8 protein-coding genes are annotated in these 12,837 nt (G+C 49.2%); 4 read left to right on the top strand and 4 right to left on the bottom strand.

Going from position 1 to position 12,837, the window contains the following annotated elements:
• Positions 1 to 115: 115 nt before the first annotated feature.
• Entirely contained in the window at positions 116 to 577 is a 462-nt protein-coding gene (locus HMPREF2865_RS08520; RefSeq protein WP_079453694.1) for a winged helix-turn-helix transcriptional regulator, read from the top strand.
• 574 nt (positions 578 to 1,151) lie between these two features.
• Complete coding sequence (locus HMPREF2865_RS08515) at positions 1,152 to 2,489, top strand: GTPase/DUF3482 domain-containing protein (protein ID WP_070646732.1); 1,338 nt, start codon at positions 1,152 to 1,154, stop codon at positions 2,487 to 2,489.
• Positions 2,490 to 2,563: 74 nt separating this feature from the next.
• Here HMPREF2865_RS08515 and HMPREF2865_RS08510 read toward each other — a convergent pair whose 3' ends face one another.
• Genes HMPREF2865_RS08510 through HMPREF2865_RS08500 form a run of 3 tightly spaced genes read right to left on the bottom strand, consistent with a single transcriptional unit; the run spans position 2,564 to position 8,518 of the window.
• Positions 2,564 to 3,970, bottom strand: a complete 1,407-nt coding sequence (locus tag HMPREF2865_RS08510) for an efflux transporter outer membrane subunit (RefSeq protein WP_141752538.1) — start codon at positions 3,968 to 3,970, stop codon at positions 2,564 to 2,566.
• A 55-nt stretch (positions 3,971 to 4,025) separates the two neighbouring features.
• Complete coding sequence (locus tag HMPREF2865_RS08505) at positions 4,026 to 7,238, bottom strand: efflux RND transporter permease subunit (protein ID WP_070646730.1); 3,213 nt, start codon at positions 7,236 to 7,238, stop codon at positions 4,026 to 4,028.
• Positions 7,239 to 7,249: 11 nt separating this feature from the next.
• Entirely contained in the window at positions 7,250 to 8,518 is a 1,269-nt protein-coding gene (locus HMPREF2865_RS08500; protein ID WP_070646729.1) for an efflux RND transporter periplasmic adaptor subunit, read from the bottom strand.
• Between the two features lie 226 nt (positions 8,519 to 8,744).
• Between HMPREF2865_RS08500 and HMPREF2865_RS08495 the strand changes: the two genes are divergently transcribed.
• Complete coding sequence (locus HMPREF2865_RS08495; protein WP_070646728.1) at positions 8,745 to 9,380, top strand: multidrug efflux system transcriptional repressor MtrR; 636 nt, start codon at positions 8,745 to 8,747, stop codon at positions 9,378 to 9,380.
• Between the two features lie 63 nt (positions 9,381 to 9,443).
• Here the strand turns inward: HMPREF2865_RS08495 and ettA are convergent, their stop codons facing one another.
• Positions 9,444 to 11,120: an energy-dependent translational throttle protein EttA gene (ettA, locus tag HMPREF2865_RS08490; protein ID WP_003747462.1), complete on the bottom strand. Its 1,677-nt coding sequence runs from the start codon at positions 11,118 to 11,120 to the stop codon at positions 9,444 to 9,446.
• Positions 11,121 to 11,459: 339 nt separating this feature from the next.
• Between ettA and HMPREF2865_RS08485 the strand changes: the two genes are divergently transcribed.
• Positions 11,460 to 12,812 carry an SLC45 family MFS transporter gene (locus HMPREF2865_RS08485; RefSeq protein ID WP_070588154.1) on the top strand — a complete coding sequence of 451 codons (1,353 nt, stop codon included), beginning with the start codon at positions 11,460 to 11,462 and terminating at the stop codon, positions 12,810 to 12,812.
• Positions 12,813 to 12,837 lie beyond the last annotated feature (25 nt).

Raw genomic sequence — 12,837 nt, 5'->3', positions numbered from 1 at the left:
CAAGAATAATCTATTCATAATTTAGACCTCATTCGCGCCTTTAGCATTTATGCTTCTTCTCAGGCTGTTTTAAGGTTATGATTCAATCCAAATGAAAACGACAGACATCAAGGCCATGAAAGAACTCGACAAAACCGACTTAAAAATTCTCAAGCTCCTGCAACAAAACGCACGTATCCCCATGACCGAATTGGCTGAAAAAGTCGGCCTCTCCACCACACCGGTAACCGAACGCGTCCGCCGCTTGGAACGCGACAACCTTATTACCGGCTATCACGCCCATCTGAATCCTCATGCTTTAGGCCAAAGCCTCTTGGTCTTTGTCGAGCTGAAACTGCGTTCCAAATCCGGCAATATTTTTGAAGACTTCAAACGCGAAGTGCTGAAGATTCCGCAAATTCTGGAATGCCACTTGGTCTCCGGCGAATACGATTACCTTATCAAAGTCCGCCTGCCCAATATGTCCGCCTATCGCGATATGCTCGGCAATATCCTGCTGCAACTGCCAGCTGCGTCCGAAAGCCGCAGCTATGTTGTCATGGAAGAAGTCAAAGAAGAAGTAGTATTAGACATCTAATTCTATTCAACAAACAAAGGCCATCTGAAAGATTGCAACATCCAGACGGCCTTTGTTTTAAATGAGCAAAAAAAATGCACACATCCGACAGAATGTGTGCCAAGTCTACAAAGGAGAAATAGAGGAGAAACTATTAACTGACTACTCGAACCAGCTAACGAAACGAATTATGCAACAAGAGACTCAACCGCGCAAGTGTTTTTCTTGTAAAATTTCTTAATTATTCGATTTACAAATTTTAAATGTAATCATATTTCAATGCGGATAAAAAAATGCGCATACCGTCTCGATATGCGCCAAGTCTACAAAGGAGAAATAGAGGAGAAAAATCAAGCTGCATCAAGCAACTCAACGGCGCGAATTATCCTAGCCTTCTACCCCCCTGTCAACTGTTTTCCCATCTATTTTCAAGTATTTTGCTAAAAAACAACAAATCCGCTATTCCCCTCTTTTTCTTGCTATTTTCGCCCATATATAAAGAGAATTTAGGGCCGTCTGAAACATATATTGCCACTAAAGATAAACGGCTCCATACTCACACATTCATCGTCCATATCAACCCAACCCAAAGACCATGACCACCCCACTCTCCCTTGCCGTTGTCGGCCATACCAACACAGGCAAAACCTCGCTCTTACGTACGCTTTTGCGCGACAGCACCTTCGGCGAAGTGAAAAACGCGCCATCCACCACGCGCCATGTCGAAGAAGCCCTCATCAACGATGGCGACGACAGCTTGGTTTACCTCTACGACACACCCGGCCTTGAAGATGCCGGCGGCGTGTTGGACTGGCTGGAAACCCACACATCCACACGCGATGACGGCATTGAGCGCATTCAGCAATTCCTTAGCAACCATGAAGCGCATCACGAGTTCAACCAAGAAGCCAAAGTGTTGCGCCAAGTCATGCAAAGCGATATGGCCATGTATGTTATCGATGCGCGAGAACCCGTCCTCGACAAATACAAAGACGAACTGACCATTTTATCTTGGTGCGCCAAGCCCATCATGCCCGTGTTCAACTTCACCCAAAATCAAGACCTGACCGCTTGGACCAATATGCTTGCCCGCCGAACCCTGCATGTTTACGCCGGTTTTGATACCGTTGCCTTCGACTTTGAAGGCGAAATCCGATTGTGGGACAACCTTGCCACCATGTTACCTAAGCGCGACATCCTCGATCACCTCATCAATATGCGCCGTCGCGAGTGGCAACGGCTGGATACGGAAGCACGCCGTGAAATTGCCGATTTTCTGCTGGATGCCGCCGCATTCACCCAAGAAATTGCCGAAAACGACGACCCTGCCCCAACTTTGGAAGTCATGCAATCGGAAATCCGCCAACTTGAGCGGCAAATGCAACAACGCCTGTTCACACTTTACCGCTTCTATCACGACGAAGTCGGCAGCGACAGCACATGGATGCCCAAAGCCTTCAAACAAGATCCGTTTGACAGCGAGTTGCTCAAACATTACGGCATCCGTACCGGTACCGGCGCAACCGCAGGCGCACTCATCGGCCTAGGCTTGGACATTGCCACACTTGGCGGCTCACTTGGTTTGGGTACAGCCATCGGCGGACTATTGGGCGGTATTTTGCCCAATGCCCAAGACATCACCGACAAAATCAACGGCCGACAAACCCTGCATATCGATCCGGAAACCCTTACCCTACTCGCCGCACGCGCACTGGATTTGTTGCACGTCTTGCAAACGCGCGGCCATGCTGCTCAATCGCATATTGAACTAAAAGAACGCAAAGCGCCATGGAATGCGGCCAAATTGCCAAGCGAACTCAACAAAGCGCGCAGCAACCGCAAATGGTCTTCGCTCAACACACACCAGCCCGAAGCCAGCCGTAACGAACGCGCAGCCTATGTCGCCACTTTAAGCGAGAAATTAAAAGCTTAGAATTGCCTCATAACAAAAAGGCCGTCTGAAATCCAAATGTTTCAGACGGCCTTTTAATCTTAGCAGGCAAATACTTATTCAGCAGCTTTGGTTTCGCGTTTCAAACCGCCGCCAAGTGCTTTATACAAATCGGCAAGATTTTCCAAACGGGTCAGCTGATTGGCCAAAAGAGCAGTTTCTGCGCTGTAATTGCTGCGCTCAGCATCCAGCAAATCCAATGCACTGGATACGCCATGTTTGTAGCGCAGGCTGATGAGGCGCAGGCTGTCGTTGTAGGCGCGGCTTTGTTTGCTCAAAGCGTCATAGCTTTTATCCAGCTGTTCGCGTGCAACCAACGCATTGGAAACGTCTTTGAATGCAGATTGAACAGCGGCTTCATAAGCAACGATTTGTGCCTGTTGGCGCAGCTTGGCTACGTCAAGATTGGCTTTGTTTGTGCCCCAATCAAAGATAGGCAGGGTGATGGACGGTGCAAAAGCCCAAATACCTGTGCCACTCTTAAACAGGCCGCTCAACTCGCCGGAAGCGGTACCGACAGAACCGGTCAGGCTGATGCGCGGGAAGAAGGCCGCACGTGCCGCACCGATATTGGCATTCGCTTGTTTGAGCGCGTGTTCGGCCGCACGGATATCCGGACGGTTGAGTAATACATCCGAACTCAAACCGGCAGGCAGTTTGGTCAATTTGAACTGCTTGCTCAAAGGCAAACCGGCAGGCAAATCTTCGGGCAAAGGTTGATTAATCAGCATAGCCAAGGAATTGCGCGCTTGCTCGCGGTTTTTCACCGCGGATGCGTAATCGGCTTTGGCTGATTCAATCAGGGCTTCCTGTTGGCGCAAATCAACGGCAGAAATCACACCGGCCTTATGGCGTAATTGCGAGAGCTTGTAAGTCGCTTCACGGGTTTGCAATACGCGTTGTGCCAATGCCATGGTTTCTTCGGCGTAGCGTTCGTTAAAATAGGCTTTGGCAACGGTAGAAATCAAGGTCAGATGCGCTGCATCGCGGTTGGCGGCAACATTGAAATAACCTTGCAATGCGGCTTCGCTGGTGCTGCGGACACGACCGAAAAGGTCAAGTTCATAAGAGGCTGCGCCCAAACCCACGCTGTATTGGCTGCTGACGCTTCCGCCGCTCAAGCTGCCTTGACGCGAACCTGTACCGCTGGCATTGACGGTTGGCAACAAATTATTACGCGCAATCATATATTGCCTGCGGTAGATTTCCGCATTCAGTGCGGCCGTACGCAAATCGGTATTGCGTTCCAATGCGATGTCGATCAGGCGGTGAAGGCGAGGATCGGCAAAGTAATCTTGCCAACCCAATTCGGCGGCACGGATACCGTCGTCAACAGTGTCGTATTTAAACGTATCGGCCACGGCAACTTGAGGCTGCTCATATTTCGGCATCATGGTACAGGCCGACAAAGCCACGGCAGCAGCAACGGCGGTCAGTACAGGTTTGAATGTAATCTTCTTCATTTTAGAATCCTTTAGCATTTTGAGGCCGTCTGAAAATTTTCAGACGGCCTTTGCTTTAGTGCTTGTCTGAATCGTGTTTACCGTCTTCAATCATGCCGGCTTCAGCGGCGTGTTTGACAGCCATTTCATGCTCATGCGCACTTTCTTTAAAGAATTTGCGCACAATCACATAAAACAAAGGCACAAGGAACACGGACAGAACCGTACCGATCAACATACCCCAGAACACGGTCGTACCAATCGCACGTTGGCTCGCGGAGCTGGCACCGCTGGCAACATAGAGCGGTACCACGCCCAAGATGAAGGCGAACGAAGTCATGATAATCGGACGGAAACGCAGGTGTGCGGCGGCAAGTGCAGCTTCAAGCGCACTCTTGCCTTGCGCTTGCAGGTCTTTGGCAAACTCGATAATCAAAATCGCGTTTTTCGCACTCAAACCCATCACCGTAACGAAACCGACTTGGAAGTAGATATCGTTGGCGTATGCCGGAATACTGCCCAGCAGTGCTTCAAACATGTTACGTCCGGTTACACCCAATGCCGCGCCAATCAAGCCCAACGGAATCACAAGGATAACCGCCAACGGGATAGACCAGCTTTCGTACAAAGCAGCCAATACCAAGAATACAGCGGCAGCGGCCAATGCGTACAACATGACTGTTTGCGAGCCGCCTTTGGCCTCTTCACGAGACTGACCGCCCCACTCCAGACTGTAACCGCCGCCCATTTCATCAACCATTTGCTGTACCGCAGCCATGGCTTGACCAGAAGATACGCCATTAACAGGCGAGCCGGAAAGCTCCATTGCAGGATAACCATTGAAGCGGACGCTTTGTTCCATACCGTTTTCCCAAGAAACAGTAGCAATGGTAGAAAGCGGTACGGCAACACCGGATTTGTTCGGCACAGTCAGGTTCAGAATATCGGCAGGCTGCATACGGGCACTCGCATCAGCTTGTACCATCACGCGTTGCAGACGGCCTTGATTCGGGAAGTCGTTGACATAAGACGAACCCAAAGAAGAAGCCAAAGCAGTACGGATATCAGAGAACGAAATACCTTGTGCGGCTGCTGCGGCACGGTTGATGTCGATTTTCAATTGAGGCGCATCTTCCAAACCGCTCGCACGAACGGTACTTGGGTTAAACAGGCCACTTTTGCGCATTTTGTCAATCAACTCATTGCGCTTGGCCAACAATGCAGCATGGCCGCTGTTGTTACGGTCTTGCAGGTAAATCGTCAAGCCGGAGCCTGTACCCAATTCCATAATGGCAGGAGGCACAATCGCCAAACCGAAACCGTCTTTCAGCGTAGCCATCATCATGCCGGTCAACTTACCGGAAATAGAAGTCGCATCGCTGCCCGGAGCAGTACGTTCGCTCCAGTCTTTCAGAATGACAAAACCCAAAGCCATGTTTTGGCCGGAACCGCTAAAACTAAAGCCGGAAACGGTAATAATGTTCTCGATCTCAGGTACAGATTTCGCCAGTTGAGTGATTTGAGCCAAAGTTGCATCGGTACGTTCTTTGGTCGCACCGGCAGGCAGCTGTACGCTCAACATCAAGTTACCTTGGTCTTCAGACGGCAAGAAGGAAGTCGGCAGACGCATAAACAGGAATACGCCCACAACAGTCAAACCAATATAGACAACCATCATGCGCAAAGTCTTGCGCAAGACTTTGGCAACCCAGCCTTCGTAGCCGTGTGTCCAGCTGTCGAATTTCTTGTTAAACCAACCGAAGAAACCTTTTTTCTCTTCGTGATGCCCCTTCTGAATCGGTTTGAGCATAGTGGCACACAATGCCGGAGTCAGCGTCAAGGCAAGGAATGCAGAGAAACCGATAGATGCCACCATGGTCAAGGCAAACTGTTTGTAAATGTTACCGGTTGCACCGCTAAACATTGCCAGCGGAACAAATACGGACATCAACACGGCAGTAATACCAATCACCGCTCCGGAAATCTGACCCATCGCTTTTTTGGTTGCAGCCTTAGGCGACAAACCTTCGCTCGCCATAATACGCTCAACGTTTTCAACGACCACAATCGCGTCATCGACCACAATACCGATCACCAATACCATCGCAAACATGGTCAATACGTTAATCGACATACCCATGTATGAAATAAAGGCAAAACCGCCCAACAGGGAAATCGGCACAACAATGGTCGGAATCAGCGTATAGCGGATGTTTTGCAGGAAGAGATACATCACCAAGAATACCAATACGATGGCTTCCAAAAGTGTATGGATCACTTTCTCAATCGAAATTTCCACAAATTTGGAAGTATCGTAAGGAACTTTCCAGCTCATGCCGTCTGGGAAATACTTCTGCAAAACCGCCATTTTTTCTTTTACGGCAGTCGCCGTTGCCAAAGCGTTACCGCTGTTAGACAGCATCACTGCCATACCGGTGGTATTCACGCCGTTCAAACGAGTGGAAGTAGAATAGTCCTGCATACCCAAGCTGACTTTGGCAACGTCTTTCAGATAGACATTAGAACCATCGGTATTGGATACCAAAATGATGTTGCCAAACTCTTCAGCAGTGCTCAGCTGACCTTGCGCCGTCACAGTTGCTGAAATAGTCTGACCTGCAGCCGCCGGCAAAGAACCGATAGAGCCTGCAGAAATTTGGATATTTTGTGTCGCAAGCGCATTGGTTACCGTTGCAAAAGACAGGTTGTAGTTTTGCAGTTTTTTCGGGTCAACCCAAATACGCATGGCGCGTTGCGCACCAAACAATTGTACCTGCCCTACCCCGTCAATACGCTGCAGTTCAGGAATGATATTGCGCTGGGCGTAATCGTTCATTTCCTCAATGGATTGCTTTTCAGAAGAAAGCATGACCACTTGCAAGAAGTTGGAACGCGCTTTAGATACGGTTACACCATATTGCTGTACGGTAGACGGCAATGTGGACAACACTTCCGACAATTTGTTCTGCACGTCTACCTGCGCCAAATCTTCATTGGTTTCCGGTGTAAACGTCAGACTGACGCTGCCGCTGCCACTGGAATTGGCAGAAGTCGTCATATAGTCCAAACCTTCCACACCGTACATATTACGTTCGATAACGGCCAGTACGCTGTCTTCCATTACCTGAGCCGAAGCGCCCGGATAAGTAGCGCGCAAAGTAATAGTCGGTGCAGCAACGGACGGATATTGGGAAATCGGCAGTTTTTGAATGCCGAAAATACCCGCTGCGATGATAAAAATCGCAATAACCCATGCAAAGATGGGGCGGTCAATAAAAAACTTAGACATTCACGCGTTCCTTATTTGGCTTCAGATGCAGCTTTAGCTTCAGGCTTGGCCTCGGATGCAGCTTGGCCGTCTGAAACTGCCGGTGTTGCTGCCGCAGCGCTTGCAGGCGGCGTCCATTCTTTCGGCGTTACCTGTTTAGCACCCGACATAGCGGCAATGCTGATGCCTTCAACAATCACTTTGTCGCCGTCTTTAAGGCCGTCTGTAATAACCCAATTGCTACCTTGCTGTTGGGCAATGGTCACGACACGCGCTTCCATTTCGCTCTTGTCATTCACTACCATCACAGTATCTTGCGAACCGCGGGTAACTGCTTGTTGCGGCACTACAAATGCATTATCTACTGCCACTTGCTCCATCAACACGCGCACATACAAGCCCGGCATCAAGATATTTCTGTCGTTAGGAATGGCGGCGCGCAAGGTAATTTGACCGGTTGTTTCGTTGACAGTCGGATCTGCAAACAGCAGACGGCCTTTTTCAGGGTAAACGGTACCGTCGTCAAATTTGATATCCACTGCAATCGCGCCGTTTGCCGCCAACAATTTGCCTTCGGCAACCTGTTGACGCAGTTTCATGACCTCACTCGCAGACTGGGTAACGTTGACATACATCGGATTGGTTTGTTGGATCGTAGCTAAAACAGTAGTATCACCGGAATTCAACAGCGTACCTTCAGAAACTTTAGATTGACCGATAAAGCCGGAAATCGGCGCAGTAATGCGGGAGCGGTTCAGGCTGATACCGGCAGATTTGATGGCTGCTTGTGCAGATTTGACGCTTGCCTCTGCTGAACGCTTGGCCGTTACGGCCGCATCATATTCTTGTTGGCTGATGGCATCGGCGGCAACCAGCGGTTTGTAGCGGGCTAAGTCGGCATTCGCTTTGGCCAAAGTAGCTTGCGCACTCGCCAACTGGGCTCGTGCGCTTTCTAAGTTTGCTTCATAAGATGAGCTGTCGATTTGATATAAAGGCTGACCGGCTTGCACATAGCTGCCCTCTTGGAACAGGCGTTTTTGCAGAATACCGCCGACTTGGGCGCGAACTTCGGCAGTACGCAATGATTCCAGACGGCCTGGCAATTCAGTCGTCAATGCAACGGTTTCCGGATGCACAGTGACCACGCGGACTTCAGGCGCAGGTTGTTTTTGCTGTTGCTGACTGCCTTGCGCCTGTTGGCCGGCTGCTTTTTCATCGCCTTTGCCGCAAGCGGAAAGCGCCAACGCAGTAGCTGCTGCAATTGCCGCGACACGCATCATTTTAGAAGCATAAAGAGCCATAATTTTCCTATCTCTATGATAAATAAGGGTTTGACTAATTGAAAATTGATTACTTTAATCTCATATTTCACAAACAGAAATTGCCTGCTTTTATGAAAAACAGGCTGATTATATAGTGTTGAGAAACACTATCAAGTATTGAATTAAATTATACATACATTCTTGCATGTTCAGAAGTAATTTTTTATAATCCGAACCATAAATTTACATTCCCCACAAAACAACTATGAGAAGAACCAAAACCGAAGCCTTAAAAACCAAAGAATATCTCATGCTTGCCTCATTGGATACGTTTTATCAGAAAGGCATTGCCCGCACCTCGCTTAACGAAATCGCCCAAGCCGCAGGCGTAACGCGCGGCGCGCTGTATTGGCATTTCAAAAACAAAGAAGATTTGTTTGACGCCTTGTTCCAACGGATTTGCGACGACATCGAAAGCTGCATAAAAGAAGACTCGAACAACAATAACGAACAGGCTTGGTCAAGCTTCCGACTGACCCTGACCCGTTTTTTCGAGCGCCTGCAACACAACGAGCTTCACTATAAATTCCACAGCATTTTGTTTTTAAAATGCGAACACACCGAGCAAAACGAGGCGGTCATTGCCATCGCTAAAAAACACCAATCACTATGGCGTGAAAAAATCGTTGCTGTCCTGACTGATGCGGTACAACAAAAAGCGTTGGCGGATAATTTGGATATCGATATGGCGGTCATCTTCATCAAGTCTTCATTAGACGGCTTGATTTGGCGCTGGCTTTCCTCAGGTCAAGGCTTCGATTTGGCGCAAACTGCTCCACGCATGATTGAAATCATCATTGATACACTGGAAAACCATCCTCAATTAAGAAAACAATCCTAAACATTAAAACTAAAGGCCGTCTGAAACTTTGAAGTTTCAGACGGCCTTTTCATTCAAACCTGCTTAACGTGTTACCGGTTTATAACGGATACGTTTCGGTTTTGCGCCCTCTTCGCCCAAACGGCGTTTCTTGTCGGCTTCGTATTCCTGATAGTTGCCGTCGAAGAACACCCATTTAGAGTCGCCTTCACAAGCCAAAATATGCGTAGCGATACGGTCGAGGAACCAGCGGTCGTGCGAAATCACCATCACGCTGCCGGCAAATTCCAGTAATGCGTCTTCCAACGCGCGCAGGGTTTCCACGTCGAGGTCGTTGGACGGTTCATCCAACAGCAACACATTGCCGCCGCTCAACAAGGTTTTTGCCAAGTGCAGACGGCCGCGTTCGCCGCCAGACAATTGACCTGCGATTTTGCTTTGGTCGCTGCCTTTGAAGTTAAAGCGTCCCAAATATTGGCGGGCAGGAATTTCAAATTGACCAACCTGCAAAATATCGCGGCCTTCGGCGATGTTGTCGAACACGGTTTTATCGTTTTGCAAACCTTCACGGCTTTGGTCAATCAAGCTCATTTTCACGGTTTGGCCGATTTTCACTTCGCCGGAATCAGGCTGCTCTTTGCCCGAAATCATTTTGAACAGCGTAGATTTACCCGCGCCGTTCGGGCCGATGATGCCGACAATCGCGCCAGCAGGTACTTTGAAGCTCAAATCATCAATCAACACTTTATCGCCAAACGATTTGGAAACGTTCACAAACTCAATCACTTCGTTACCCAAACGCTCAGCAACAGGGATAAAGATTTCCTGAGTTTCGTTGCGTTTTTGGTATTCGTAGTTGCTCATTTCTTCAAAACGAGCCAAACGCGCTTTGGACTTGGCTTGGCGGCCTTTGGCATTTTGGCGCACCCATTCCAACTCCTGCTTCATCGCTTTCACGCGTGCAGCTTCGGATTTCGCCTCGTTTTCCAAGCGTTTTTCTTTCTGCTCCAGCCAAGACGAGTAATTGCCTTTCCACGGAATACCGTGGCCGCGGTCGAGTTCCAAAATCCATTCGGCGGCGTTGTCGAGGAAGTAGCGGTCATGTGTTACGGCAACGACTGTACCTGGGAAGCGTACCAAGAATTGCTCCAGCCATTCGACAGATTCTGCGTCCAAGTGGTTGGTCGGTTCGTCCAGCAGCAGCATATCGGGCTTGCTCAACAAGAGTTTGCACAAAGCGACGCGGCGTTTTTCACCACCGGACAGATTGCCGATTTTGGCATCCCAATCAGGCAGGCGCAACGCGTCGGCAGCAATTTCCAATTCATGCTCTGCACCGCCGCCGGTAGATGAACCCGCCGCAATAATCGCTTCCAAACGGCCTTGTTCTTCCGCCAACGCGTCAAAATCCGCATCAGGATTGGCATACTCGGCATATACTTCTTCCAAACGTTTTTGTGCGGCAGCCACTTCGCCCAAACCGCTTTCCACTTCCTCGCGCACAGTTTTCTCAGGATCAAGCTCAGGCTCTTGCGGCAAATAGCCGATTTTAATGCCGCCCATCGGCACGGCTTCGCCCTCAAATTCTTTATCCACGCCCGCCATAATCCGCAGTACAGTAGATTTACCCGCACCGTTCAAACCGAGCAAACCGATTTTTGCACCGGGGAAAAATGAAAGGGAAATGTCTTTAATAATGGTTTTTTGCGGCGGCACAACCTTGCTCACGCGCAGCATAGAATAGACGTATTGTTGGGACATAGTTTTCTCGTTTTCATCAAACAAATTTCAGACGGCCCATTTTAACCTATTGCCCCAATACTTGCTTGTTCAAATGCCGTCTGAAAATAGAAATAAGCATCAAAATATACACCGAGCCGAACCGATACCCTCATTGCCCGACGGTATCAATGCCAAACCGCAAAAAATTTGATTTAAGCCAGTTTATCCTTGAACTGGCATTGCCAATATCCGGCGCGCTTCATAAAATGCACCTATATCCTTGAAAGTACGCACACAAACAATAACGACAGAGAACGCCACACCAAGGAACCTTTCAGATTTCTCAATAAAAATACTTTTAAAAAAAGGATTTACCTCATGTCGGAAAATACGCAAAAAACAGCAAAACAAGGTTTGCCGTCACTGGCAAAAAGTACGATTTGGATGCTGAGCTTCGGCTATCTCGGCGTTCAGACGGCCTTTACCCTGCAAAGCTCACAAATGAGCCGAATTTTTCAAACTTTAGGCGCCGACCCGCATAATTTGGGCTGGTTTTTCATTCTGCCGCCGCTAGCCGGTATGTTGGTTCAGCCGATTGTGGGCTACTACTCAGACCGCACTTGGATGCCGCGCCTGGGCGGTCGTCGTCTGCCCTATCTGCTTTATGGCACGCTGATTGCAGTTATCGTCATGATTCTGATGCCGAACTCGGGCAGCTTCGGTTTTGGCTACGCTTCTTTGGCGGCTTTGTCGTTTGGCGCGCTGATGATTGCGCTGTTGGACGTATCCTCCAATATGGCAATGCAGCCGTTTAAAATGATGGTCGGCGACATGGTCAACGAGGAGCAGAAAAGCTACGCCTACGGGATTCAAAGTTTCTTAGCGAATACGGGCGCGGTTGTGGCGGCGATTCTGCCGTTTGTGTTTGCGTATATCGGTTTGGCGAACACGGCCGAAAAAGGCGTCGTACCGCAAACCGTGGTCGTAGCATTCTATGTGGGCGCAGCGTTGCTGATTATTACCAGTGCGTTCACCATCTTCAAAGTCAAAGAATACGACCCGGAAACCTACGCCCGCTATCACGGCATCGACGTCGCTGCGAATCAGGAAAAAGCCAACTGGTTCGAACTTTTGAAAACTGCGCCTAAAGCGTTTTGGACGGTAACTTTGGTACAATTCTTCTGCTGGTTTGCCTTCCAATATATGTGGACTTACTCGGCAGGCGCGATTGCGGAAAACGTTTGGCAGACAACCGATGCCTCTTCCGTAGGCTACCAAGAAGCAGGCAACTGGTACGGCGTTTTGGCGGCGGTACAATCTATTGCTGCCGTTATCTGCTCGTTTATTCTGGCAAAAGTACCGAATAAATACCATAAAGCCGGTTATTTCGGTTGCTTGGCTTTGGGTGCACTCGGTTTCTTCTCCGTTTTCTTCATCAGCAACCAATACGCGCTGGTGTTGTCTTACACCTTAATCGGTATTGCGTGGGCCGGTATCATTACCTATCCTTTGACGATTGTGACCAATGCCCTCTCAGGCAAACACATGGGTACTTATTTGGGCCTGTTTAACGGCTCTATCTGTATGCCTCAAATCGTCGCCTCCCTGCTGAGCTTTATCCTCTTCCCTATGCTGGGCAGCCATCAGGCAACCATGTTCTTAGTTGCAGGCGCGGTCTTGCTGCTGGGAGCCTTCTCAGTATGTCTGATTAAAGAGACCCACGGCGAATAATCCGTTTCAACACCATCGGCAAAGG

The organism is Neisseria sp. HMSC073G10 (genome assembly GCF_001812605.1).
In the GTDB taxonomy this organism is placed as follows: Bacteria; Pseudomonadota; Gammaproteobacteria; order Burkholderiales; family Neisseriaceae; genus Neisseria; species Neisseria subflava_A.
Note: the sequence above shows the minus strand (reverse complement) of the source record. Positions and strands in the feature narration are given on the sequence as shown.